Here is a 25791-nt window from a genome sequence, read left to right as displayed (position 1 = left end):
CTTCCGGCGGACAACTGACCGGCTGACAGAGTTCCGGCGTAAATAACCGGCGCTATGTTTCCGGCGTTTGGGTCATTTTCTGGCCGGCGTTTTAGATTTTTTACCGTCCGGCGTTGACATTTGCAGCCCCTCATCGGCCTCACCTCACTTTTCCCCAGGGGATGGGTAGACTGTCACAGTAAGAGTTTATCTTGAAGAAATCATCAGGACTTCATCGAGAAATGTAAAATTCCCTTTCTTTTCTTTGCATTTTAGCTTTTTATAATGGCAGAAAAGAGCGCCGGACACAAAGGCACATTCTGCGTCCGACGCTTTTGGTATGCTATTTTTCAATTTTATATCCCACCCGAAAGACGGTCTTGATGTAGGTGGGGTGCTTTGGGTCAGGTTCCAGCTTGTTCCGCAGGCGCCAGATTGTGTTGTCCACGGTGTTGGTGCCTAATTCATAGTCCTCGCCCCAGGCCGCATTGTAGAGCTGCTCCCGGCTGAACACACGCCCAGGGCAGCGGGCCATGCAGTAAAGGATAGAGAACTCTCCGTAGTTCAGGCAGATCTCCACACCGGCCTTCGTGACCCGCCGCTGCTCTGGAAATATCTCAATATCACCCAGAGTCAGGCCGGAGAGTTTCAGATCAGCAGCATGGAGAATCTGAACATCTTTTCCCTGTAAGGCTCCCAGGATGGAGCGAAAGATGCTTCCGTCAGGATCGGAAGTCCGAATAACTATGATTTCTCCCATGCTGCTCACCTCCAGTGGGAATGAGGTAGAAAAACATTTATCTCGACTTCACTTAATAGAAATACAGAGTTTTGTTTATTGCTTTGTACTATCATTCTTTCAATCTTGATTAAACAATACGAAAACACTGGTCTATAATTCTTGATATAAGTGCTGACCTTTTTTGGCCACCCACACCACCATTGTCAAAAGCAGCAGTAGAATAATTGCACAGGCAATCCAACTCCCCATAAACAAGGCGCTTGGGAAAAATCTCAACAGCAGATATGCAGTTCCACAGGTAACTATGACTCCGATCAAGGCCGTCAAAATTGCTGGTAGACTTTGCTTGATAATATGGGTAACATTCTCCCATTCAAAATTAGGGAAAATGAGATTTAAGATGTAGCCAATCATCCCGATCAACATCGAACACAGCAAAGGTAAAGCATACCCCAGCATAGCTTTAGGGAAAGACCATTGCAAATACAATGCCATGATAGTATTCAAAACCAAAATAGTCGGCACGGACATTGAAAGATGATGCAGTAACTTTACTCGAAAAAGGCACTTTGCCGCAACGGGTAAGGATTTCAGTATTTCAATCTGTTTTCCCTCGACAGAAATGCTGACATAGGTTGTGCAGGACATTGTTGTCAAAATGGAAAAAGCATACATAAAAAGCACATCATAATCAGCAAAAGGTACCTGAAAATACTCGGCCAACTGATAGATGTATGGTGTGATCTTATCCGACATTAAAACGACCAGCAGAACAAAGACCGCAGCAAAAAGCAATCCGCAAGCAGTATTGGTCAGATATACCGGAAGCGAAAAATAACGTGTGCGCTCTCTTTCTAAAAGAGCAGATACCGGACTGTGCCGTTTCGTAGCTTGTTCGTTCCAATCGACGGGCTGATTTCTTGAATCTTGTGTCGTGTCATTGCTATACCAGTTACGAAATATTTTGATTAAACCACAGAGCAGAGAGCCGCCTACAATGAACACCACACCGAAGTAAGATCCTATCAATAGATAGTCCCCGTTAAGCAATCGGTGAATATACTGGCCTGCATAAAGTGTAAAAGTTGAGGCGGAAAAGCTATCCCCAAAATTTCCGGTAGCTATATCCGGGAATTTACAAAACATGAATATCATAAATGCAAACAAAATCAGGATAGCCCCGGCTGCCTTTAGTCGGGCAATACGAGCAGAGGAACTTTTCAAGACGCGGTAAATCTGTGTTCCGATCATTGTCCCCAAAAGGCCGGGAATGATGGGAAAGAGGATCGTTATTCCAAACACAACCAGATAAAACGGAAATTCCATACCTGCGGTTAGGCCAAACAGCACTATCATAGGAAGCAACAGTGCCACCGTAAGGACAACTTCCACCGTATACAAGATGCTCAATTTTGAGAGTATCAGTGTACGCAGCGGAATTGGAAGTGCAAGCACACTGTCAATATTAGTGTCGCTAAGGAGCAGGCCGCTTCCCCAAAAAACACTAATCGCAATATTGAGTATCACGCAGATCAGCGCCATAGGAACAACAAGTTCTGTAACAACTTCTTCCAACGGCCACGCAATAGAATAAATGATATTCAAGGAGTAAATCAGGTATGCAAGCAATCCCATTAGGATCGCGGCTATAAGCATATACAAAGTGATCGTCTTTGCGCGGTTCTTTGCATCTGCATATCGAAGCTGATTGGCATGAGATAGCTGCAAAAGATTATTCCTCAGTAGGGGTAACAGAAACTTCATCGCCATTCATCTCCATAAATACTTCTTCCAGACCCTTTGTTCCAACGATTTCTGTTGTCATGCCGGAATACAATAATTGTCCGTGTTTAATAACGGATATTTTATTGCACACCTTTTCTACCACATCGAGAATATGGCTTGAAAACAGAACGGAATTTCCACTCGCACAGAGTTCTTTCATCTGCTCTTTCAGGATCACAAATGCTTCCGGGTCTAATCCAACAAAAGGTTCGTCCAATATCAGAAGTTTAGGCGTGTGCGAAAAGGCAGCAATCAGGGCAAGTTTCTGTTTCATACCGTGGGAGTAAGAAGAAATCAAGTTATTCAAATATGGCCCCATCTGAAAAGCCGAAGCCAATTTCTCGAAGTTTTGTTTCCGCGTCTTAGACGGTACTTCGTAAATATCACAGATAAAGTTGAGATATTGCAATCCAGTCATATACTCGTCAAGTTGGGGGTTATCTGGCACATACGCCATTTTTCGCTTACAGGCCATCGGTTCTTTGAGGACAGAAATTCCATCCAAAAGGATTTCTCCCTCGTCTATGCCGATGATGCCTAAACAGGCTTTCAATGTTGTGGTTTTGCCAGCTCCATTCTTTCCGATGAAGCCCATTATGTCGCCATCTTCCACGACGACATTAAGATTGCTTACGGCTTTTTTTGTACCGTAGTTTTTTGATAAGTTTTTAATTTGTAGCATAGCATTCCTTGCCTTTATTTAGAAAATTTTCAAAATGACATTCAAAAAAAATAACCGTTCCGCCACCAAATTTCTTGTTGGGGGCAATTCATTTCATCCCCAAATAGAGCATGATGCCCGTCGCCACAAATGCAACAACCGCCATGATATAGTACATATACGGCTTGGCATTTTCTTTCTGACTAACGGTAAAGCCAGAAATGAGGTTCAGCAGGACACAAGCCACGGGGACGCCGAACACCACAACATTGCGGGGCCAGAAAGAATTTGCAACTCCGGCAGAATCGAAGTGGACGGGGATAGACTCCGGCAGGCGGTTATAGAAAGCGAGAAAGACTGCTAGCGTCAAAGCGCACAAAACGGTGCTGATAACAATATGCTTCATTGCGGGCTTCATAAGTATTACCTCCTTTAATTGCTTCGTTTTCTCTTAAAATAGAGGACAAGCGAATAGCCCAACGGCACAACGCCAACCAGAAAAATGATTAGCGGAACGGTTACAAAAATAAGATTGTGCAACGGATGAAGAATGCTGACAAAACCGGCCAGTATCCATGTGTAACTGCCCAGCCGATGCGTCTTGTACCAGCCTTCTTCATCATTGAATAGCCACGGAAACTTTAGCCCGATATAGGGATTGATATGGTTTTTAGGAAAATAGTTGCCGCTGATAATAAACAAAATGCCAATAAAGACATACCCATAGGTATCTTGCATAGTCTTGTCGGGAAACAGCACAGAATATATCTGCGGGATCAAATAAATTACTCCCGCAATGGGCATAATCCATTTTCCCAAAGACACTAACGTCTTGGCTCCATTTGTAGAAGCAATATTGATACTAAGCGCAAGGTTCAGAACAACATTCAGCAAAACGGCAATCACATAGAGCAGAATATAATTCTCGGTGCTGGCCCCACCCATTTGGGATAGAGCAAATGTCACAATGGACAAAATAATGCAAATTGTACTTGTCAGAAACAAGGTTCGTTTATTTTTGGGGTTCATCTTTATCCTCCTGAAATTGCATAAGCCACATAACAACGCTTTCAAATACCGATGTATTGATTTCATAATAGATGTATTTCTGATAGCGCGTTTCAAAAATCAAATCAGCCTTTTTTAGAGTAGAAAGGTGGTATGAAATAGTGGCATTAGTCAAGTCAAATTCTGCGGCAATTTCACCGGCTGACATCTTCCGTTTTTGTTTTAGTTTCAGTAGTATCTCCCGTCGGACGGGATCGCTTAATGCTTTGAAAATATTAGGTAAACTCACAGTGCTTTCACCTTTGTCCCCCTGTTATTTTGAAAAACCTCTAAATGATATTTTCATTGTAGCACAATAAGAAAAAAAGTCAATGCTCATTTTGAAAATTTTCTAAACAAGGCATTGAATGAGCGCCAAATGTAGTGGCAGTACCAAGTCGCTACATTCGGCGCTTCCTGTGTGCTATTTTTCAATTTTATATCCCACCCGAAAGACGGTCTTGATGTAGGTGGGGTGCTTTGGGTCAGGTTCCAGCTTGTTCCGCAGGCGCCAGATCGTATTGTCCACGGTGTTGGTGCCTAATTCATAGTCCTCGCCCCAGGCCGCATTGTAGAGCTGCTCCCGGCTGAATACACGACCAGGGCAGCGGGCCATGCAGTAAAGGATAGAGAACTCTCCATAGTTCAGGCAGATCTCCACACCGGCCTTCGTGACCCGCCGTTGCTCTGGAAATATCTCAATATCACCCAGAGTCAGGCCGGAGGGTTTCAGATCAGCAGCATGGAGAATCTGAACATCTTTTCCCTGTAAGGCTCCCAAGATGGAGCGAAAGATGCTTCCGTCAGGATCGGAAGTCCGAATAACTATGATTTCTCCCATGCTGCTCACCTCCAGTGGGAATGAGGTAGAAAAACATATATCTCGACTTCACTTAATAGAAATACAGACACAGATTATGCAAATGGAGCCTTACCAATTTTGTGCTCTTATTTTTGATTTTCTAACTGGACACAATATCCATGTTTTGTTCATTGCTTTGTACTATCATTCTTGCTAATAACCTGCTTTTAATGTCATACGCAGTCTGCATAGGCGTGTTAATAAAGTTGCTCCATCTGCAATTTTCCTCGTATCAACCTCAACACTATATCAGCCTGTTTTGCTAATTCATTGGAGTGCGTTACCACCACAACGCACTTATTCATTTTGTGTGCACTCTCTTTGAGAATTTCCGCGATGTCCTGTGCAGTATCTTCATCTAAGTTGCCTGTTGGTTCATCAGCGAGAATAGCCTTCGACAAAGTGCTCACAATATATAACCCTAAGCCATTTCCACCATCTTGACGGTTTCGGGCAAAATCAGGACGGTAAAAAGGCTCAAACAGGTGAGAAAGAGTTTCTTGAGGAATCGGTGTACACTCGTTTTCAATCATTATACGGTCTGCATAAAGGACGACCGAAACCTTGCTTCCAGGCTTGGTGTAGGAAACCGCATTGGAAAGCAAATTGGCCAGAATCTTCTCTAAATTTCTTTTTGGCAGATCAAGGGGGCAACCCTCATGGATTTCCACAGAAAAATCTATTTGATTGGCTTTAGCAATGAGTTTATAAGGTTCACACAGTGTTGGAAGGGTATCGGACAAATCAAAGGGTTCCGATATTTGTACGTCCTGGGTAAAATCCAATCGAGAGGTTTCCAATACTTCTTGTAACTTCACATTTATACCGCCAGCATTCCAAAGACTCGCAAAGAAATATATAAAAACAAGGTTGACAATCTGTGCCTTATCAACGGTTCGTTTGGAATTAGATGCAATTACATATTTCCTACAGTTTATTGCAGATGCCGAGCCCAAATGGACAAACCTGAGGCAGCTTACTCGTCGCCATATTGAAAATTTTATTCAACAATATCTGAACACTTTCCCTCCAAAACCAGGCGGCAGTTAGACAAGCTCTTAAGCACACGTAATTTTCTTCTTCGGATACAGCAGTTTAATTATCCTGAATCCCCGTTGCTTCCAGTGCCCTCACTGTTTTTCCATGAGGATAATTTCATCCATCATGGCCTGACGGTTGAGCATGGCGAAGTGCTGAACAATTTTCATATCGTGGATATACTGCTCAAACAGCTCCCCGGACACATAAGCCAAGGCTTTGGGGATGCTGGTCTGCTTGAGGTTTTTCAGCTTCTTCAGTTCTTTCTGAATCTCCTTCTCTCGGCCTTCCGCTTTCATCTGGGCAACCAGAGCTGCAATCGAAGCGTCATCGGTGCGGTTGAGCACCTTATAACCGGCCTCTTGGTAGTAGCTGGCCACCTCCACACCCAGGTGGCGGCTGCCGGAATGGACCACAATGTAGAGGTTCCCCTCGTCATCCCTGTCCACCTCAATAAAATGATTTCCACCGCCCAGAGTTCCAATGCTTTTCTCAGCCCGGAGCAGATCCACATGAGGTGCGCAGTACAGCTCACTCAAGTCGATCTCATTGAGGTAGCGGTGGGCCTTATCCCGGATGGAGAAGCCGGAGGGGATTTTCTCATAGATCAGCTTATCCAACTTTTGAAGCTCCAGCCGGCTTTCCCTGATGCGGGTGGTCTCCATGCCGCAGCCGATATCCACCCCCACCAGATTGGGTACCACCTTGTTGGTGATGGTCATGGTGGTGCCGATGGTGCAGCCTGCTCCGGCGTGAATGTCCGGCATGAGCCGGATACGGCTGCCTTCTGTGAATTCCTGATTGCACAGCTCCTGAACCTGTGCGATGGAGGCGCTGTCCACCACATCGGTAAAAATTTTGGCTTCGTTGTATTTTCCTTTGATTTCAATCATAGTTTCCTCGCAATGTTCTGCTGTTTGAGGTTATTCTTTTACTTGGATATAACAATCCGGATGTGTTTTTTTAAACGCATTGAGTTCCTGCTTTCTAATGGGGCAATCCTGTATATATAACTCCCGCAGCATCGGCATATCACCTAATGGATTCAGGTCAGTAACAGGATTTCCTTTCAAGGATAAACGATGCAGCCATCTTAAATTGGTCAGCGGGGTCAAGTCTGTGATTCTATTGTGCTCCAAGAACAGCTCAGTCAATTTCGGTATATCCGCTAATGGAGACAGGTCTGTAATTCGATTGTGGCTGAGATACAGTGTACTCAACTGCGGCAATCCTGCCAAAGACGCCAAATTGGAGATCAGATTATTGCTCAGCTCCAACGATTCAAGCCGTGTCAGCCCAGCTAAAGGCGTTAGATCAACAACTCTGCATCTGTCAAGATATAAGGTACGCAGCTGCTTCATGTACGCAAGGTGAGATATCTCCTGGACCTGCGTATTTGAAAGGTATAAATATACCATGCGGGTAAGGTTCGTCAGCGGAGATATGTCAGACACCGGATTTCCACTCAGCTCTAAGATTGCCAAGTGCTGCAGTTGTGCCACGGGTGTCACATCGGTAATCTGATTCTCGTGCAGATCCAATTTCTTTAATTGTGCCAGCGCAGCCAAAGGTATAAGATTAACGATTTGATTTTGGTTAAGCTTCAAATCACGCAGTTGCAGTAAACCTGTAAGCGGCGTCAGGTCTGTAATGCGGTTCATGGAAAGGTCCAGACTTTTTAGTTCTTTCAGTTCTGCCAAAGGCGCCAGATCAGAGATAAGACGCCCAGGCAGGTACAGCTTTTCTAACTGTTTCAAAGTGGCCAGAGGAGTCAGATCGCGAATAAGTTGAACATCCATTGGCAGCTCCTTGGTATCCAATGCAATTTTCTGCCCATCAATCAAAAGAAAGCGTCTGTCCGCTATCATAAAACTCCCTCCTAATCGGATGCTGCACCTTCATCCTGGTAAAGAGAATAACCTAGTGGAAATCAACTTAAAGAACAGGTTACAGCGACAAAACCCTGCGGCACCCTGCTATTGGGCAGGCTGTCGCAGGGCATGAAAAGGCTGCAAAAACCGCTATATTTACCAGTAGATGTAATTTCATCCTTAGCCATAACACAGTTTTCCAAAGTAAGATGGTCAGTGGGTGAACAGAGCAATTATGTGTAGTGGTTTATACATGATATAGTGTCATTATATCACAGGGCAATCCCGTGCGGAAATGCTTTCTCGGGCTGGATTGTGACGTTTTTCTTAAGAAAATGAGCCGAGAATATGGCTCCGAATACACTGTCAGGGACTATTTGAGCGCGGAAAAGACACTGGCCTCATAGATCCATCCCATTAGCTCATCGTCGATTTCATCAAGGTTTGAAATAAGTACATGGTGGGTCCAGCGGTTGGGATAGGGCTCGGTAGCCACGTCAATTCTGGGGGATTCCAGACAGTGATCCAGGCCAAAGGTGACCACAATGTAGTGGGCGGGGCGATCTTTGGCCTTGCGGACTTTGCTAAAGGAGACGCAGGCAAACATATGCCGGTTATAAAAGGAAATCTGGCTTTTCTGTACCTTGATTTGTACATCGGCAATCCGGTCCAAGATCAGGCCTTCCAACCGCTCATACAGCGGCAGCGCCTCTATATCCTGCTGAAAAAACAGCAGAGCATTTTCGTCCATGAAAACCCCTCCTTTGCTATCAGTGTATCATATCCGTGCAGCTATGAACAGCGGTGTGCGCCTGGAATATAGCGAATAGAACGAATGTTTGACTTTGCGGTAAAAAAAGCATATAATAAAAAAATCAGCCGTATCTTTTTGGGAGAGGGGAGGGAAGTGCTTGGACCGGGTCATTTTTCACTGTGATTTGAATAGTTTTTACGCATCGGTGGAGCTGCTGGATCATCCGGAGTTAAAGGACAGGCCGGCGGCGGTATGTGGTGACCCGGAGAGTCGCCATGGAATTATTCTGGCCAAAAATGAGCTGGCCAAAAAGTATAAAGTACAGACGGCAGAGACCATCTGGCAGGCCAGACGGAAGTGTCCGGACCTGGTACTGCTGCCGGCCCACCACTGGAAGTATCGGGAGTATTCCAAAAAGGTGAATGCCATCTATGAACGGTATACCGATCTGGTGGAGCCCTTCTCCATTGACGAGAGCTGGTTGGATGTGACCGGGACCCTTCATCTCTTTGGAGGGGATGGAAAGGCTTTGGCCGACCAGATTCGCCAAACAGTGCGGCAGGAATTGGGGCTGACGGTATCGGTGGGCGTTTCCTTTAATAAGGTATTTGCGAAAATGGGCAGCGACTACCGAAAACCGGACGCCACAACGGTGATCACCCGGGAAAACTTTCAACAGCTGCTCTGGCCATTGCCGGTGACCGATCTGCTCTTTGTGGGCCGTGCGGCGGCCAGGGTGCTCAATGGCTACGGGATACGCACCATTGGTGATCTGGCCCGGTTTGACCGGGAGAGCCTGGGGCAGATTCTGGGCAAGGGAGGATATACCCTCCACGACTATGCCACGGGCAGGGAACACGCCCCGGTGGTACCTGCCCGGGATATGCCAGGGCCCAAGTCGGTGGGAAACGGATTGACCTTCCCTAAAAATCTGGTGGGCTGGGAGCAGCTGCGTACAGCGCTGTCTGAGTTGGCAGACGAGGTTGCGGTCCGGCTGCGCAAGCACGGACTCAAATGTACCACCGTACAGATCACCGTGCGTGATCCGTCCTTTAAAGATATCTGCCGCCAGAAGCGGCTTAGTGCCCCCACTTATATCTCCCGGGACCTGGCGCAGTGCGGGATGGAGCTGCTGCACAGCTGTTGGAGTGAGCGGCAGCCAGTCCGGGCCCTTACCATTACGGCCCAGAACCTGGTGGAGGAGCGGGACGCAGGGGAGCAGGTGGACCTGTTCGCCGCCGACGCCATACCCTGCCGTGATAAGCTGGAGAAGCTGGAGAAGGCCATGGATTCCATCCGGGACAAATATGGGCGGGGGGCCATCTCCATTGCTTCTGCCGTCCATCCGGCGGGAGAGCCGGACAGGGAGGACCAGCGGCTGCCGCCGGGGGACTGATATAGTTTCATAAACCACATTATAGCATGGATAAAATTATATAAAACTGGGGCGCAAATCTGAAACGCTTTTAAGCAAACTGCTGTTTTTGTATAGAGTTTGGACATGAAACGGGTTTTGTCTATTTTCAATTTTCGTCAGAAAAGGTATCATGACACACAATGATAGGTATTGTTATGCCGTGAAAGGGGAAAATAAAGATGAAAATTCCTGACAGTCTGAAGCGCTATGGCCTGGCCAAGGTGTTTGATTATCTGGATAAAGACCCTATGAACAATATGAGCAAGGTTATGGACCTGGTCAATAAGTTCTCCGGGGACACCCTGTCCACTCAGCGTGAGGCGTTCGACAAGGCCATCAATGATAAGGATTCCTGCTGGCACCAGCTGATCGAGAAGGTCTGGACCCAGACCGACCCCGATGTGCTCAAGACCGTGTTCAACAACTTCTTCGTCAACGCCAACCTGGTGGGCTGGCCCAAGCAGGAGAAGATGCGTGAGAAGTACGGCTGCAATATTCCCTGGGCCATTCTGCTGGACCCCACCTCTGCCTGCAACCTGCACTGCACCGGCTGCTGGGCGGCGGAGTACGGCAATAAGCTGAATCTGTCCTTTGACGATATCGACTCCATCATCACCCAGGGCAAGGAACTGGGCATCTATATGTACATCTACACCGGTGGCGAGCCCCTGGTGCGCAAGAAGGACATCATTGCCCTGTGTGAGAAGCACAATGACGTGGCCTTCCTGTCCTTCACCAACGCCACCCTCATTGACGAGGAGTTCTGCCAGGATCTGCTGCGGGTGAAGAACTTCATTCCCGCCATCAGCCTGGAGGGCTTTGAGGAGGCCAACGACAGCCGCCGCGGCCAGGGCGTGTACGAGAAGGTTACCAACGCCATGGCCCTGCTGAAGAGCCATCACCTGCCCTTTGGTATCTCCACCTGCTACACCAGCGTCAACTACAAGGACATCACCAGCGAGGAGTTCTACGACAAGATCATCGACCTGGGCGCCTACTTTGTGTGGTTCTTCCATTATATGCCTGTGGGCAACGATGCCGCTCCTGAGCTGATGCCCACCCCCGAGCAGCGTGAGGAGATCTATCACCGCATCCGCGCTATGCGTCAGACCAAGGGCATCTTCGCCATGGACTTCCAGAATGACGGTGAGTACGTGGGCGGTTGTATTGCCGGCGGCCGCCGTTACCTGCACATCAATGCCAACGGCGACGTGGATCCCTGCGTGTTTATCCACTACTCCGACTCCAACATCCACGAAAAGACCCTGCTGGAGTGCCTGCAGTCCCCGCTGTTCATGGCCTACCATGACAACCAGCCCTTCAATGACAATATGCTCCGTCCCTGCCCCATGCTGGAGAACCCCGAGCGCATCGAGGAGATCGTCAACAAGACCGGCGCCCACTCCACCGATCCTCAGTCTCCCGAGACCGTGGAGCACCTGACCTCCAAGACCCACCCCTACGCCGACAACTGGAAGCCCACCGCCGACAAGCTGTGGGCACAGTCCCACCCCCAGTGCGGCGGCTGCACTGCCTGCAGCGGCAACAAGTAATTACATAAAAAAATTCCTCCGTCTCAGAACGGAGGAATTTTTTTATCCGTGGGAAGGGCTGTGCATTCTGCTGGCCAGATTGCGGAAGCTTTCCATCAGATTTTCCTGATGAACCTCTGCCGCGCGGAAGCGGAAGAGGGCAAAATTCAGATTGAACAGGGTACCCAACACGATAGCGGAGATAACTGTGCCGATTCCCACCTGGCCGCCCAGCAGCCAGCCGAGAATAATGACGCCGATTTCTACCACTGCCCGGCATAGGCCCACGGACCGTTTGGTCTTGCGGGCCAGAGCCACCATCAGGGAATCCCGGGGACCGGCGCCCAGAGCCGCTTTCATGTACAGCCAGGTCCCGATGGCCAGCAGTTCCAGGCCGCCCAACAGCATCAGAATGCCGGAGAACAGGTTTTCCATCAGAGGAATCCATCCCTGGGCCAACATATAGTCAATAAAAATGGCACATAGGGTGATATTTAAAATCGTACCCAGGCCGAAGTCCTCGCCAAATAGAATGGCAACACCGATGGCGGCCGCGCCCACGATGATGGAGGCAGTGCCGTAAGTGATGCCGAAGGTTTGGGCCATACCTTGCTGCAGGACGCTCCATGGCTCCAGTCCAATGTTGGCCTGCAACATCATAACGATACCCACCGCGCTGATCACCATGCCCAGAACTACCCAGAGCAGCCGGCGGGGATAGTGATAACCCATCTTGATCTTACCTCCCATAGAACTGAGGAAAAGGGGAGAGGCCTTAAGCCTCTTCCTTGCGGATTGCGCTTAGATAACGATATACACTTGCCTGGGAACATTCCAGAGCATCGGCCACATCTTTTACAGCGCCCTTGAGCAGGAAAACGCCCTCGCTGTCCAGTGCGCCGATGATCTGAATGCGTTCTTCGGAATTGAGACGGTCCGCCGTGATATTCCTGCGGTCCAGTTCCCGAAGTACCGCCTCAGTAGCCACACCGTGGATGGAGTTGTGGAAGCGCTCTGCCGGAGCAAAACGGTCTGCCACAGTCTCATCCACCTGAAAATTGGTATCAACAAAATGATCGGGGTGGCAGAGCCGCAGTAAGGCATCGCTCACTGCCTGGAATCGGCTGTCATCAAAATTGATGCACAGCATTCCGATCAGCTTGCCGTCGTGTTTGATGAACATGGTGGAGGAGCGCAGAGTCTTGCCAGTGCTGGATACACCCAGGTAATGGAGGATATAGTCCTGGGTTTCGTAGCTTTTATCCCTCAGGATACGCAGTGCAACATTGGTCAGAGGAGCGCCTACGTCGCGGCCGCTGATGTGGTTATTGGCAATAGCGATAATGGAGCGGTCTTTGTTTGTCAGATCATGAAGCGCTACCTCATAATCGGGCCCCAGGGCATAGCCCAAAAATTCAGTCAATTTGATGTAGTGCTGCAACAATGGACTGGCCAATTAGCTCACCTCTATCCTTACCTTTGGCAGCGTATATCAGCTGTTTAAAATTGCCTATCAAGCCCCAATTTATTATATTCAGTATAGCCGATCACAGGATTATTGTCAAAAGAAGATTAGAAAATTTTTCTCATAAATATAAATAATTTGATGATGTTGTCCATTCCTATCCCCATAGTCCCCCAATAATGCCGGGATTGAATTGAAATACCCGGGAATTACGCAAAGAATGATTGACAAAAAATTATCTCCGTGATAAATTACTATTGCAATATTAAAAGGAGGCGGAAAATACCATGAAGAAAATTGTCAATACTGATAAGGCCCCTGCGGCCATCGGCCCTTACGCTCAGGCGGTTGAGATTGATGGCCTGGTGTTTACTTCCGGCCAGCTGCCCATTGATCCCGCAACTGGAGCTTTCCCCGCGGGTATCGCCGAGCAGACCCGCCAGTCTCTGACCAACGTGAAGTCCATTCTGGCCCAGGCCGGTCTGAGCATGGATCAGGTTATCAAGACCACCGTGTTCCTCAGCGATATGAACAACTTTGGCGCGATGAACGAGGTGTATGCCACCTTCTTCACCGAGGGCAACTATCCTGCCCGCTCCGCTGTGGAAGTGGCCCGTCTGCCCAAGGACGCTCTCGTGGAGATTGAGGCTATCGCAGTAAAGTAAAGCAAAGATTCAGGCCCTACGTACATCATTCAGAAAGGTTACTGTCCGCCAGTTGCTGGAGCCGGACGGGCTGGCTTCCGACGACCGGGGTATCCTCTAAAAAATGCAAGCGCTATGCGCTTATATTATGGAGGGAAAGAACCATGGAAGAGTACAAACTGAACGTCTCTGTTCCTCATCATTTTACGTTTGCCGTTCGTGACGTACCCGATGTCACTGTTGAGCAGCGTGAGCGCGCTCTGAAAGCCACTCACTATAATGAGTTTGCCTTTCCCGCCGGGATGCTGACCGTTGATATGCTGTCCGACTCCGGCACCACCGCCATGACCAATCAGCAGTGGGCTGCTCTGTTCCTGGGGGATGAGGCCTATGGCCGCAACACCGGCTACTATGTGCTGCTGGACACATTCCGCGACATTTTTGAGCGAGGCGGCGAGAAGAACTGGAAGAAGATCATCGACCTGGTGCGCACCGACTGCCGGGACGTTGAGAAGATGATGGACGAGGTCTATTTGTGCGAGTACGAGGGCGGGTTCTTTAATGGAGGCGCCAAGCAGATGGAGCGCCCCAATACCTTTATCATCCAGCAGGGCCGTGCTGCGGAGTCTGTGCTGATGGAGATCGTGAAGAAGATCCTGACTGCCCGTCATCCCGGCAAGGTCTTCACCATCCCCTCCAACGGTCACTTCGATACCACCGAAGGAAATATCAAGCAGATGGGCTCTGTGCCTCGTAACCTGTACCACAAGGAGATCCTGTACGAAGTTCCTGAAGGAGGGCGCTACGAGAAGAACCCCTTCAAGGGCGACATGGATATCGACAAGCTGGAGCAGCTGATTACTGCGGTAGGTCCTGAGAACGTGCCGCTGATCTTCACCTGTATCACCAACAATCCCATCTGTGGCCAGGCCGTGTCCATGGGTAACCTGAAGGAGATCAACCGGGTCGCTCACAAATACGACATCCCGCTGGTGTTTGACGTGGCCCGCTGGGCTGAAAACGCCTACTTCATCAAGATGAATGAAGAGGGCTACGCCGATAAATCCATCGCTGAGATTGCCACTGAGATGTTCTCCTACTGTGATGCCTTCACCATGTCCGCCAAGAAAGACGGCCATGCCAATATGGGCGGTATGCTGGCCTTCCGGGACCGGGGCCTGTTCTGGCAGAAATTCTCGGACTTCAACCCCGACGGCAGCGTGAAGACCGACGTGGGTGTTCTGTTGAAAGTGAAGCAGATCTCCTGCTATGGCAACGACTCCTACGGTGGAATGTCCGGCCGTGACATCATGGCTCTGGCTGTGGGCCTGTATGAGAGCTGCGACTTCAACTACATGAACGAGCGTGTTGCCCAGTGTAACTACCTGGCCGAGGGTTTCTACAAGGCTGGTGTCAAAGGTGTCGTACTGCCCGCCGGCGGCCACGCTGTGTACATCAACATGGACGAGTTCTTTGACGGCAAGCGTGATCATACCACCTTTGCTGGAGAGGGCTTCTCTCTGGAGTTGATCCGCCGCTACGGCATCCGTGTGTCCGAGCTGGGCGACTACTCCATGGAGTATGACCTGAAGACCCCCGAGCAGCAGGCTGAGCTGGCCAATGTGGTCCGCTTCGCCATTGACCGCAGCCGCCTGACCCAGGAGCACCTGGACTACGTCATCGCTGCTGTCAAGGCGCTGTATGAGGATCGTGAATCCATCCCCAATATGCGGATTGTCTGGGGACACAACCTGCCCATGCGGCACTTCCACGCCTTCCTGGAGCCCTACCCTAACCAAGAGAAGTAGGAGGCAGGCAGCCCGGCAGGACCATGCAGCAACTGCATTACGGGGAGACGAATGCAGATAAAAGGAGAGAGGGCACCCAACGAACCCAATATCAGTTCGTTGAGTACCCTCTTTTTCCGATTACAATGGTTTGACCAAACCAAGATGGAATCAAGGAGGTCTATTATGGCAGGTTCCACCCCAGGCAATCTTGATAATCGAGATGGGTTTAGAAGCAAATGGGGGTTTATCCTTGCGTGTATCGGTTCTGCCGTCGGCATGGCCAATATCTGGCGCTTCCCCTATATGGTGGCTGAGTTCGGCGGCCTGACATTCCTGCTGCCGTATTTTCTGTTTGTGCTGCTCATTGGAGCTTCCGGCGTGATGGAGGAATTTGCCCTGGGCCGTTGGGGCGGCGCAGGGCCTGTGGGTTCTTTCGGAAAAGCAGTGGAAACCCGGGGTGGCAAACGTCGTGTGGGAGAGGCCATCGGTATCCTTCCTGTAGTTGGGTCCATGGGCCTGGCTATCGGTTATACGGTGGTTATGGGCTGGATCTTTAAGTATACCAAGATGGCCATTACCGGTGAGCTATTTGCTCTGGGCCAGGATACTGCCGCTATTGACGGAACCTTTAGTGCCGCTGCCCCTGAAACCAAGACCCTTGGCGAAGGTGTCAGCATGATGCTTCAGAACGGTATCTTTGGCATTGGCAACGGCTTCTGGATTATTGTAGCTATCGTGGTTTCTGTGGTCATCATGGCGCTGGGTGTATCCGGCGGCATTGAAAGGGCCTGTAAGATTATGATCCCTCTGCTGTTTGGTCTGTTTTTGGTCATGGCGGTGTATATCGCCACTCTGTCGGGCGCTGGCGATGGATATAAGTTCATCTTCAGCCTGAACCCCCGGGGGCTGCTGGACTGGAAGGTTTGGCTGTTTGCCTTTGGCCAGGCATTTTTCTCACTGTCTGTGGCCGGCAACGGCTCGGTCATCTACGGCTCCTATCTGGGTAAGGATGTGGCCATCGGCGCATCTGCCCGCAATGTGGCTGTGTTTGATACTTTGGCAGCTTTGGTGGCGATGTTCGTAATCATCCCCGCTATGGCTACCACCGGTGGTGAGCTGACGACCAAGGGCCCCGGTCTGATGTTTGTGGCGCTCCCCAGCGTGTTCAACGGTATGGGCGGTATTGGCTGGGTGGTGGGGGCCTTCTTCTTTGTTGCTGTCCTCTTTGCCGGTACCACCTCCATCATTAACCTGTATGAGACCCCCGTGGCTTTCTTGCAGGAGAAGCTGAAGTTCAATCGTGTGGTATCTGTTGTCGTCATTCATGCCGTCGGACTGGTGGTGGCTTTGCTCATCCAGCCCTGGACCTCTCAGTGGATGGACGTGGTATCCATCTACATCTGCCCGCTTGGCGCTATGCTGGCCGGGATCATGTTCTTCTGGGTGATGAAGAAAAAGACGGCTGTAGATGCCGTCAGCCAGGGTTCCCATAAGCCTGTGGGCGGCTGGTTCCACCCTATTGGTAAGTTTATTTATGTGCCTTTGTGCGGTGTGGCACTGGTTGGCGGAGCCATCGTGTCCGTTACGCTGGGAATGACACTGGGTTAATTGATATTGGAAAACGGGCCGCTGCGTTTGCAGCGGCCCGTGCTGTTATATTTGACAGTTGCCGCCCGTACTGGGCGGTGGAGAGAGGGACTACTCCTTGTGATCCTCTACGATCTCGCCGCTGCGGAAGGCCTGGACAAGAGCCATCAGATCGTCGATCTGCTCCTGGAGCTGGCGGCCCACGTCAGTCCCGGCGATTTTCAGCCGGGATTCCAACCGCTCAAATACCACCGAAGTAGAGGCGATGTCCTGGTTTTCCCGGATGGCGTTGGCCCGTCCAACAAAGGGCTCGTGGGAGACCAGCCGGAAGCAGGCGGAGTTGTAAATCAGCGTGTAGCCCGCAATGCCGGTGGTTTTCTGATAGGCTTTGCAGAAGCCGCCGTCGATAACCAGCAGCTTGCCGCCTGCCTTCATGGGGCTCTCGCCCTTTTTGGACTTTACCGGGATGTGCCCGTTGATGATGTGGCAGTGAGGTCCCTCCAGACCGAACTGCTTCAGCAGGAACTCACACACAGCGGGGTCGTTGTACAGCTGATAGTAGGCGTTTTTGGGTTCGGTCCAGGTGGACTCATCCAGGATGAACCGCCGCTCAAAGGTGGTCATACGGTCACGGCCAAAGATGGGGCTGTTGCGGCCTGCCCACAGGAACCACAGAAAGTCCATACCGAACTCCCGTTCTTCCGTGCCCGGCTTGCTGTAATAGGCCCGGCGGGCGTTGGTATCGGCATAATCCAGAAAGTCTTTGCCGGACAGGGTCACGCCGCCGATGGTAAAGGACTGGAGCTGACCATCCTCCGTCATGGGGATGCAGCCGTGGAAGAGCAGGTTGCCGTTGTAGACCTTGTACAGACTGCCCTTGGAGTAGAGGAAGCGAATGTGCCGCTGGAGCTTTTCGCTGTGGAGGAAGGAGCTGGTCAGCTGATTGATGAGGGTACTCTCTTCCTCGGTAAGGGTATAGGGATCGTTGGGGTCTACAGTGGGGAAGTCGGTATCCTCCAAGGGATAAGTGGTGCCATTGATGGTGATGCACTTATTCTCATAGTCGATTTTGTCCAGCAGCAGCCGGTCCGCCATACCAAAGCAGGGGTTGCGCAGCAGCTTCTGCCCCTCCAGCTTGAAGAGAATGATGGTAATGGCCTTGTGCATTCGGGCGGCCAGCAGCTTATCCTTTTCCGTGTAGTGGGCGGCGTCTTCGTTGGTCAGCTTCACCTCAAAACAGTGGACATCGCAGTCCTTGTATACCTCGTTGGCAAAGACCGACAGAGGCCGCAGGGAGATGCCGTAGCCTGTCTCGATGACCTCCAGATTGTTGTAGCGCAGGGAGTTGGCCAGTACGGTGGCCACCAGGGTGCGGGAGCCGGAGGCGGCCCCCATCCACAGCACGTCGTGGTTGCCCCACTGGATATCCACGCTGTGGTAGTTCATCAGAGAGTCCAGAATGATGTCCGCCCGAGGACCACGGTCAAAGATATCGCCCACCAGATGAAGATGGTCCACCGCCAGTCGCTTGATGAGCTCGCACAGCTGCACCAGGAAGTTGGAGGCCCGGTCGATGTCGATAATGGTGGAGATGATGTTCTCGTAATAGTCCCGCTTGTCCATGTCCTCATAGTGAGTATGGATCATTTCATCAATGATGTAGGCGTACTCAGGAGGCATAGCCTTACGGACCTTGGAACGGGTGTATTTGGAGCTAACCAGACGGCACATCTCGATCAGGCGGTGGAAGGTGATGCGATACCACTCCCGCATATCGGTGGTCTCCCGCTCGATCTCCTCCAGTTTTTCCTGGGGATAGTAGATAAGGGTGGCCAGCTGGTCTAGATCGGCCTTGGATACGGTGGTGGCAAACAGGCTGTCCAGCTTCTCGCGTACCACGCCGGAAGCCGAATTCAGGATGTGAAGGAAGGCCTCATACTCGCCGTGTACGTCGGAGATAAAGTGCTCAGTGCCTTTGGGCAGGTTCTGAATGGCGTGGAGGTTGATGATCTCGGTGCTGGCAGCCTGGACATTTGGGTATTGCCGGGCCAGCATTTTCAGATAGTGCAGGTTTTCCGGACGGTATGCTTTCTTACCTTCCATGGGAGGGCCTCCTTTTGGATGTCGTTGCCAATATTATCCCACTTTATGCCTCCGGTTGCAAGTAGAATCCAACCATTGTTGGACTTGACAGTGTAAAATCTCGGGATATAATTGATACGTCAATCGTTGATATGTCAATTAGGAAGGTGAGTGGATGGAAAAGACATTCCATATGCTGCTCTACCGGGCTTTTCATGCCCAGCGGGGGGCGTTGCGTCCCTGCCTGGCGGAGGTAGGACTGGGAACCGGTCAGCCCAAGCTGCTGGGCTATCTCAGCCAGCATGGTCCCAGCCGCCAGCGTCAGCTGGCCGACTACTTTGAGATCGATCCGGCGGCGGTATGCCGGATGCTGGACAGCTTGGAAAAGGGCGGCTTTGTGACCCGGTGCGGGGATGGACAGGACAAGCGCCGGGACCGAATCGAGATCACTCCTGCTGGCCAGACGGCCTATGACGCCTGGCGAAGCTGCTGCCGTACCATGGAGGAACGGATGCTGGCGGGGTTTACACCGGAAGAGCAGGAGCGGTTCGCCGGCTACCTGAGCCGGGCGTACCGCAATCTGAAGACAGCAGGGGAGGGACGGTCATGAAAGAACTGAAACGCCTGCTGTCCTATTTGGGCCCCTACCGCCGGGACCTGTTTCTGGGCGGATTATTGGTGCTGGTGGAGACCGCCTTTGAGCTGGTGATCCCGGTGCTGATGGCTGACCTCATTGACGTGGGAGTAGAGAACCGGGATCTGAATTATATTGTGGTCAAGGGTGTACAGATGGGCGTATGTGCTGTACTGGCTTTGATCACCGGCCTGCTGTATGCCCGGTTTGCCGCCCGGGCTGCCTACGGCTGGGGCGCCCGTATCCGGGAGGCCCAGTATGAGCGGGTCCAGGACTACGCCTTTTCCAACTTGGACCGCTTTGAAAGCTCCTCTCTGGTTACCCGTATGACCACCGATGTAACGGTGCTGCAAAACGCAATCAATGGCGGACTGCGGCCCCTGGTGCGCAGCCCGGTGATGCTGGTGATGGGATTAGGACTGTCCTTCTGGATGAATGCCCGGCTGGCTCTGATTTTTGTGGTGACTGCTCCCATACTGGCGCTCATCCTCTTTTTTGTGGTGCGTAAGGTGGCGCCCATGTATGGCAGGCTCCAGAAGGCCATGGATAAGCTGAACAATGTGGTTCAGGAGGGTCTTACCGCCATCCGGGCGGTGAAGGCTTTTGTGCGGGGGGAGTATGAGGAGGAGAAGTTCCAGTCGGTCAATGAGGAGCTGATGGCCACCAGTCAGCGGACCTTCCACTTTGCGGTACTCAACCTGCCCGCTTTCCAGTTCGCGATGTATACTGCCATCGTGCTCATTCTGTGGTTCGGCGGCGGCATGATCCTGGGCGGCAGTCTCCAGGTGGGGGAACTGACCGGCTTTCTCAGCTATGTGCTCCAGGTGATGAACTCCTTCATGATGATTTCCAACGTGTTCCTGCTGCTCACTCGGTCTCTGGCCAGTGCCCACCGCATTGCGGAGGTATTGGAGGAGAAGCCGGCCCTTGTTTCCCCGGCTCAGCCGGTGGAGGAAGTGCCCGACGGCAGCGTGGACTTTGAGAGTGTTTCCTTCAAGTACCATACCGACGCCAGGGAGTATGCTCTGTCTGGGGTGAACCTGCATATCAGGGCAGGCCAGACTGTGGGTATCCTGGGCGGCACAGGCTCTGCCAAGACTACCCTGGTACAGCTCATTCCCAGGCTATACGATGCCACTGAAGGTACTGTGCGGGTTGGTGGCCACGATGTAAAGGACTACGACCTGACAGTCCTGCGGGACGCGGTGGGCATCGTGCTCCAGAAAAATGTGCTCTTCTCCGGTACTGTCCGGGAGAATCTGAAGTGGGGCGACCCGGGTGCCGACGATGAGACTCTGTGGGCGGCTTGCCGGGCGGCCTGCGCCGATGAATTTTTGGAGCGAATGCCGGACGGCCTGGATACCGATCTGGGGCAGGGGGGCGTCAACGTCTCCGGAGGCCAGAAGCAGCGGTTATGTATTGCCCGAGCCCTGTTGAAAAACCCCAAGATCCTGATTTTTGATGACTCCACCAGTGCGGTAGATACTGCAACAGAGGGCAAGATCCGGGGAGCTTTGAGCAAGCTTACCGGCGTCACCAAGATTATTATTGCCCAGCGAGTCACCTCGGTGATGCACACCGATCTTATTGTCATCCTGGAGGACGGCAGAATTCACGCCGCCGGCACCCATAGGGAACTGTTGGAGCATGACCCCATCTATCAGGAGATCTACGCATCCCAGATGAAAGGAGGGGAGGAGAATGGCTAGACAGCTCAGCGCAAAAAAGCCCAAGCACCTGGGTTACACCATTCGCGCCCTTCTGTCCTATCTGGGAAGACACAAGTTCCTGCTGCTGGCGGTAGCGGTGTTGGTTACTGTCAGTGCTCTGGCCAACCTGCTGGGCACCTATATGATCCGACCGGTGGTCAATAACCTGGCTACAGGGGGGATGGAAGCCCTGCTGAGAGGGGTGGCCATCACTGCCCTCATCTATCTGGCGGGAGCCCTGGCGGCCTGGGGCTATACCCAGACCATGGTGAAGGCGGCACAGAAGGTACTTTACGATATCCGCCGGGACTTGTTCGCCCATCTCCAGAAGCTGCCCCTCCGCTTCTTCGATACCCGCCGCCACGGCGACGTGATGAGCTACTTCACCAACGACGTGGACACCATTTCGGACGCCCTGAACAACAGCTTCGCTATGGTGATCCAGAGCTTCATTCAGGTGGCAGGTACCCTGACCATGCTCTTCATCCTCAACTGGCGGCTCACCCTGGTAGTAGCGGTATGCTATGTGGTCATGTTTCTCTATATCCGCTATAGCGGAAAGCGAAGCAAGGCCTACTACAACAAGCAGCAGCGGGCATTGGGTGATCTGGACGGCTATATTGAAGAGATGGTGGCGGGCCAGAAGGTGGTCAAGGTCTTCAACCATGAAAAAGCCAACCTGCGGACGTTTAGAGAGAAAAACGAAGCGCTTCGCAAGGCGGGCACCGGTGCTCAGAGCTACGCAGCTACCATGATCCCGGCGGTAGTGAGCATCTCCTATATTAACTATGCCATTGTGGCTGCCCTGGGAGGCTATATGGCCATGGCAGGCATGACCGACGTGGGAAGCCTGGCCAGCTATCTGGTCTTTGTGCGTCAGGCCGCCATGCCCATCAACCAATTTACCCAGCAGACCAACTTACTGCTGGCTGCCCTGGCTGGCGCCGAGCGGGTTTTTGAGGCTATGGACCAGACTCCGGAGGTTGACGACGGTCAGGTGAGGTTGGAAAAGCGCGACGGGGGCTGGGTTTGGCGCAAGCCTGACGGCTCTGAGGTGCCCTTGCGGGGGGATGTCCGCTTTGAAGGTGTCACCTTTGGTTATGATGCCGGTCACCCCATTCTGAAAGACATCAGTCTCTTTGCCAAGCCCGGCCAGAAGATCGCCTTTGTGGGCTCTACCGGCGCGGGCAAGACCACCATCACCAATCTGATCAACCGCTTCTACGATGTACAAAAGGGGCGGGTGACCTATGACGGCATTGACGTGAAGGACATCCGGAAAGATGATCTGCGGCGATCCCTGGGCATGGTACTTCAGGATACCCACCTCTTTACCGGTACCATTGCCGATAACATCCGCTTTGGCAAGCTGGATGCCACCATGGAGGAGGTGGAGAAGGCGGCCAAAATCGCCAACGCTGATTCCTTCATCCGCCGCTTGCCCCAGGGCTACGACACTATGGTGACGGCAGACGGAGCCAATCTGTCTCAGGGCCAGCGGCAGCTGCTTGCCATTGCCCGGGCGGCAGTGGCTGACCCACCGGTACTCATTTTGGACGAGGCAACCAGCAGCATTGATACCCGCACCGAGGCCCTCATCGAAAAGGGAATGGACCAGCTGATGGAGGGGCGGACGGTGTTTGTGATTGCTCACCGGCTGTCCACGGTCCGTAATGCTGACGCTATTATGGTGCTGGAACAGGGGCAGATTGTGGAGCGGGGCAGCCACGAGGACCTGCTGTCCCAGCAGGGAGAATATTATCAGCTGTACAACGGTATGTTTGAGCTGAGCTAAAAGGGCATAAAACTTCATGCGCCAAGAGCACACCACGAAAACGGGCGAGGCTTGTGGCGCATGAAGTTTATGCGCATATGGGCCGTCCCGGCCCATGCGCTTTGATTTCATGGCCGTGCCGCTGAAAGCGGCATATGGCCAATTTTGCTATGCTTTTGCATAGCAAAAAAGGACGCCGTCAGGCGTCCTTTTTTATGCTGGATTAGAACAGGTGAATGGTGGTGATCAGGCCGGAGAACACGATGGAAACGGTGGAGCACAGCTTGATCAGGATGTTCAGAGAGGGGCCGGAGGTGTCCTTGAAGGGGTCGCCCACGGTGTCGCCGATCACGGCGGCCTTGTGGCAATCGGAACCCTTGCCGCCGTGGTGGCCGGCCTCAATGTACTTCTTGGCGTTATCCCAAGCGCCGCCGGCGTTGGACATGAACACGGCAACCACGAAGCCGGTGACGGTAACGCCGCCCAGCAGGCCCACAACGGCCTCAGCGCCCAGGATCAGGCCCACGATGACGGGGACGATGATGGCCAGCAGGGAGGGGATAACCATCTCATGCAGAGCGCCCTTGGTGCACAGGTCCACGCAGGAGGCGTAGTCGGGATCAGCCTTGCCCTCCATGATGCCGGAGATCTCACGGAACTGACGGCGAACCTCCACCACGATGGACTGGGCGGCACGCTGCACACCGCTCATGGTGAGGGCGGCGAAGATGAAGGTAAGCATGGCGCCCACGAACAGACCAACCAGCACGGCGGGGTTGGTGAGGGACAGGTCCATGGCGTGGTCCAGCTTGCCCTTGACCACGTCCACATAGGAGACCAGCAGAGCCAGAGCGGTGAGGGCGGCGGAACCAATGGCGAAGCCCTTACCGGTGGCGGCGGTGGTGTTGCCCAGGGAGTCCAGAGCGTCAGTACGGTTGCGGACCTCCTCGCCCAGGCCGCTCATCTCGGCGATGCCGCCGGCGTTGTCGGCCACGGGGCCGTAGGCGTCGGTGGCCAGGGTGATGCCCAGGGTGGACAGCATACCCACGGCGGCGATACCAATGCCGTACAGGCCCTTGGAGAAGAGCAGCTCATAGTCGGCGCCGCCGGTGGTCAGAGAGCCGCCGGAGGCCAGGAAGGAGACGATGATAGCGATGCCGATGATGATGATGGGAGCGGCGGTGGAGAGCATACCCAGGGAAATACCGCCGATGATGGTGGTAGCGGCGCCGGTCTCAGTGGAGTCAGCCAGGCCCTGGGTAGGCTTGTAGGTGTCGGAGGTGTAGTACTCGGTGAAGTAACCGATAGCGCAGCCAGCCACCAGACCGGCCAGGATGGAGATGTAGGGGCCCCAGGAACCCATGATGAAGTAGGTGATGGGGGCGGCGGCGATTGCGGCCAGAACAGCAGCGGTATAGGTGCCCTTACGCAGGGTGGCCAGCAGGGACTTCTGGGTGGCGTTCTCCTTGGTGCGGATCAGGAAGCTGCCCAGCACGGAGCAGATCACGCCCACCACGGCAATGACCAGTGGCAGCAGCATGGCGTTCCAGGTCATGTTGTCGCTGGCATAAGCGGCAGCACCCAGAGCGAAGGTAGCCAGAATGGAACCCACGTAGGACTCGTACAGGTCGGCACCCATGCCGGCCACGTCGCCCACGTTGTCGCCCACGTTGTCGGCGATGGTAGCGGGGTTACGGGGGTCATCCTCGGGAATACCGGCCTCAACCTTGCCCACCAGGTCGGCGCCCACGTCGGCGGCCTTGGTAAAGATACCGCCGCCTACGCGGCCAAACAGCGCCATGAAGGAAGCGCCCATACCGAACATAACCATGGTCTGGGCGATCTTGGCGGCTTCAAAGTGAGCAATGTACTTCAGAATGTGGAACCAGATGGACACGTCCAGCAGGCCAAGACCCACCACGGTGAAGCCCATGACGGCGCCGGAGGAAAAGGCCACGTTGAGGCCCCGGTTCAGGCTCTCATGAGCGGCGTTGGCGGTACGGGCGTTGGCGGAGGTGGCGATTTTCATGCCAACAAAACCAGCCAGGCCGGAATAGATACCGCCGGTGAGGAAGGCGAAGGGGATAAACCAGTTATCCAGCATATCCACTCCTGCCAGAATAAGTAAAATCACGAAGACTACAATAAAGATCTTTGCGACGGTGGTATACTGGCGCTTAAGGTAAGCGTTAGCGCCTTTGCGGATAGAGGCGGCGAGCTTTTGCATCAGTTCAGTGCCTTCAGAAAACTTTAGCACCTTCCTTGCTTGGGCTACGGCGAAGATTAGCGCGATAAAAGCGCCTACTAGACCGAGCCAAAAGAGGTTTTCGATCATCTTACCCAACTCCTTTAATTCGGAAACCATTGTAGCGCAAGGGTTTCCGGTTTTACAGACAACATTATAATACCTCAAAATAC

The 25791-nt window shown here is 52.3% G+C and carries 22 protein-coding genes and 1 pseudogene; 8 read left to right on the top strand and 15 right to left on the bottom strand.

The window, feature by feature from the left end:
* Positions 1 to 322 precede the first annotated feature (322 nt).
* From B5G06_RS10305 to B5G06_RS10255, 11 genes and pseudogenes are all read right to left on the bottom strand, one after another.
* Positions 323 to 739 (bottom strand): winged helix-turn-helix domain-containing protein, encoded by a 417-nt coding sequence (locus B5G06_RS10305; RefSeq protein ID WP_087188985.1) that lies wholly within the window; start codon positions 737 to 739, stop codon positions 323 to 325.
* A 132-nt stretch (positions 740 to 871) separates the two neighbouring features.
* Positions 872 to 2485 carry a hypothetical protein gene (locus B5G06_RS10300; RefSeq protein WP_087188984.1) on the bottom strand — a complete coding sequence of 538 codons (1614 nt, stop codon included), beginning with the start codon at positions 2483 to 2485 and terminating at the stop codon, positions 872 to 874.
* Entirely contained in the window at positions 2454 to 3188 is a 735-nt protein-coding gene (locus tag B5G06_RS10295) for an ABC transporter ATP-binding protein (RefSeq protein ID WP_087188983.1), read from the bottom strand. Before B5G06_RS10295 ends, B5G06_RS10300 begins: the two co-directional genes overlap by 32 nt.
* An 88-nt stretch (positions 3189 to 3276) precedes the next feature.
* The gene (locus B5G06_RS10290; protein ID WP_087188982.1) at positions 3277 to 3585 is read right to left on the bottom strand and encodes a DUF1648 domain-containing protein; all 309 of its coding nucleotides are present in this window, start codon (positions 3583 to 3585) and stop codon (positions 3277 to 3279) included.
* A gap of 14 nt (positions 3586 to 3599) precedes the next feature.
* The gene (locus B5G06_RS10285) at positions 3600 to 4196 is read right to left on the bottom strand and encodes an SdpI family protein (RefSeq protein WP_087188981.1); all 597 of its coding nucleotides are present in this window, start codon (positions 4194 to 4196) and stop codon (positions 3600 to 3602) included.
* Positions 4180 to 4464 carry an autorepressor SdpR family transcription factor gene (locus B5G06_RS10280; RefSeq protein WP_040342330.1) on the bottom strand — a complete coding sequence of 95 codons (285 nt, stop codon included), beginning with the start codon at positions 4462 to 4464 and terminating at the stop codon, positions 4180 to 4182. Before B5G06_RS10280 ends, B5G06_RS10285 begins: the two co-directional genes overlap by 17 nt.
* A 174-nt stretch (positions 4465 to 4638) precedes the next feature.
* Positions 4639 to 5055: a winged helix-turn-helix domain-containing protein gene (locus B5G06_RS10275; RefSeq protein WP_087188980.1), complete on the bottom strand. Its 417-nt coding sequence runs from the start codon at positions 5053 to 5055 to the stop codon at positions 4639 to 4641.
* A gap of 218 nt (positions 5056 to 5273) precedes the next feature.
* Positions 5274 to 5894 (bottom strand): ATP-binding protein, encoded by a 621-nt coding sequence (locus tag B5G06_RS14585; RefSeq protein ID WP_204220807.1) that lies wholly within the window; start codon positions 5892 to 5894, stop codon positions 5274 to 5276.
* Positions 5895 to 6224: 330 nt separating this feature from the next.
* Positions 6225 to 7007 (bottom strand): annotated as a pseudogene (locus B5G06_RS10265) (RtcB family protein); the annotation flags it as partial.
* 30 nt (positions 7008 to 7037) lie between these two features.
* Positions 7038 to 7982: a leucine-rich repeat domain-containing protein gene (locus B5G06_RS10260; protein ID WP_087188979.1), complete on the bottom strand. Its 945-nt coding sequence runs from the start codon at positions 7980 to 7982 to the stop codon at positions 7038 to 7040.
* 376 nt (positions 7983 to 8358) lie between these two features.
* Positions 8359 to 8736 (bottom strand): DUF5655 domain-containing protein, encoded by a 378-nt coding sequence (locus tag B5G06_RS10255; RefSeq protein WP_087188978.1) that lies wholly within the window; start codon positions 8734 to 8736, stop codon positions 8359 to 8361.
* A 160-nt stretch (positions 8737 to 8896) separates the two neighbouring features.
* Here B5G06_RS10255 and dinB point away from each other — a divergent pair, with 160 nt between their 5' ends.
* Both dinB and B5G06_RS10245 read left to right on the top strand, forming a co-directional pair.
* Positions 8897 to 10135, top strand: coding sequence for a DNA polymerase IV (dinB, locus tag B5G06_RS10250; RefSeq protein WP_087188977.1), 1239 nt, complete (start codon positions 8897 to 8899; stop codon positions 10133 to 10135).
* A gap of 200 nt (positions 10136 to 10335) precedes the next feature.
* Positions 10336 to 11709, top strand: a complete 1374-nt coding sequence (locus B5G06_RS10245) for a radical SAM protein (RefSeq protein WP_087188976.1) — start codon at positions 10336 to 10338, stop codon at positions 11707 to 11709.
* 42 nt (positions 11710 to 11751) lie between these two features.
* On the opposite strand, the gene B5G06_RS10240 is transcribed toward B5G06_RS10245, so the two are convergent.
* Together B5G06_RS10240 and B5G06_RS10235 are read right to left on the bottom strand one after the other, a co-directional pair.
* Positions 11752 to 12420 (bottom strand): YczE/YyaS/YitT family protein, encoded by a 669-nt coding sequence (locus tag B5G06_RS10240; protein ID WP_143382736.1) that lies wholly within the window; start codon positions 12418 to 12420, stop codon positions 11752 to 11754.
* Between the two features lie 43 nt (positions 12421 to 12463).
* Entirely contained in the window at positions 12464 to 13144 is a 681-nt protein-coding gene (locus B5G06_RS10235) for a helix-turn-helix transcriptional regulator (protein WP_087188974.1), read from the bottom strand.
* A gap of 296 nt (positions 13145 to 13440) precedes the next feature.
* Between B5G06_RS10235 and B5G06_RS10230 the strand changes: the two genes are divergently transcribed.
* The 3 genes from B5G06_RS10230 to B5G06_RS10220 all read left to right on the top strand — a co-directional run bounded on the left by B5G06_RS10230 (position 13441) and on the right by B5G06_RS10220 (position 17195).
* Positions 13441 to 13818 (top strand): RidA family protein, encoded by a 378-nt coding sequence (locus tag B5G06_RS10230; protein ID WP_087188973.1) that lies wholly within the window; start codon positions 13441 to 13443, stop codon positions 13816 to 13818.
* Between the two features lie 143 nt (positions 13819 to 13961).
* On the top strand, positions 13962 to 15605 hold the full coding sequence (locus B5G06_RS10225; RefSeq protein WP_087188972.1) for a tryptophanase: 1644 nt from the start codon (positions 13962 to 13964) through the stop codon (positions 15603 to 15605).
* Between the two features lie 144 nt (positions 15606 to 15749).
* Positions 15750 to 17195 (top strand): sodium-dependent transporter, encoded by a 1446-nt coding sequence (locus B5G06_RS10220; protein WP_343286363.1) that lies wholly within the window; start codon positions 15750 to 15752, stop codon positions 17193 to 17195.
* Positions 17196 to 17285: 90 nt separating this feature from the next.
* Here B5G06_RS10220 and B5G06_RS10215 read toward each other — a convergent pair whose 3' ends face one another.
* Positions 17286 to 19277 (bottom strand): fructose-1,6-bisphosphatase, encoded by a 1992-nt coding sequence (locus B5G06_RS10215; protein ID WP_087188970.1) that lies wholly within the window; start codon positions 19275 to 19277, stop codon positions 17286 to 17288.
* Positions 19278 to 19431: 154 nt separating this feature from the next.
* On the opposite strand from B5G06_RS10215, the gene B5G06_RS10210 reads away from it, so the two are divergent.
* Genes B5G06_RS10210 through B5G06_RS10200 form a run of 3 tightly spaced genes read left to right on the top strand, consistent with a single transcriptional unit; the run spans position 19432 to position 23394 of the window.
* Positions 19432 to 19866: a MarR family winged helix-turn-helix transcriptional regulator gene (locus B5G06_RS10210; RefSeq protein ID WP_087188969.1), complete on the top strand. Its 435-nt coding sequence runs from the start codon at positions 19432 to 19434 to the stop codon at positions 19864 to 19866.
* Positions 19863 to 21599: an ABC transporter ATP-binding protein gene (locus B5G06_RS10205; protein WP_087188968.1), complete on the top strand. Its 1737-nt coding sequence runs from the start codon at positions 19863 to 19865 to the stop codon at positions 21597 to 21599. The genes B5G06_RS10210 and B5G06_RS10205 overlap by 4 nt, the downstream gene beginning before the upstream one ends.
* A complete protein-coding gene (locus B5G06_RS10200; RefSeq protein ID WP_087188967.1) occupies positions 21592 to 23394 on the top strand; it encodes an ABC transporter ATP-binding protein in 1803 nt (600 codons plus the stop codon). The genes B5G06_RS10205 and B5G06_RS10200 overlap by 8 nt, the downstream gene beginning before the upstream one ends.
* A 202-nt stretch (positions 23395 to 23596) precedes the next feature.
* On the opposite strand, the gene B5G06_RS10195 is transcribed toward B5G06_RS10200, so the two are convergent.
* Complete coding sequence (locus tag B5G06_RS10195) at positions 23597 to 25738, bottom strand: sodium-translocating pyrophosphatase (protein WP_343286362.1); 2142 nt, start codon at positions 25736 to 25738, stop codon at positions 23597 to 23599.
* Between the last annotated feature and the right edge of the window lie 53 nt (positions 25739 to 25791).

Source organism: Flavonifractor sp. An52, assembly GCF_002159385.1.
Classification (GTDB): domain Bacteria; phylum Bacillota; class Clostridia; order Oscillospirales; family Oscillospiraceae; genus Flavonifractor; species Flavonifractor avicola.
The sequence above is the reverse complement of the archived record's forward strand: the minus strand, read 5'-3'. Positions and strand labels throughout refer to the sequence as shown.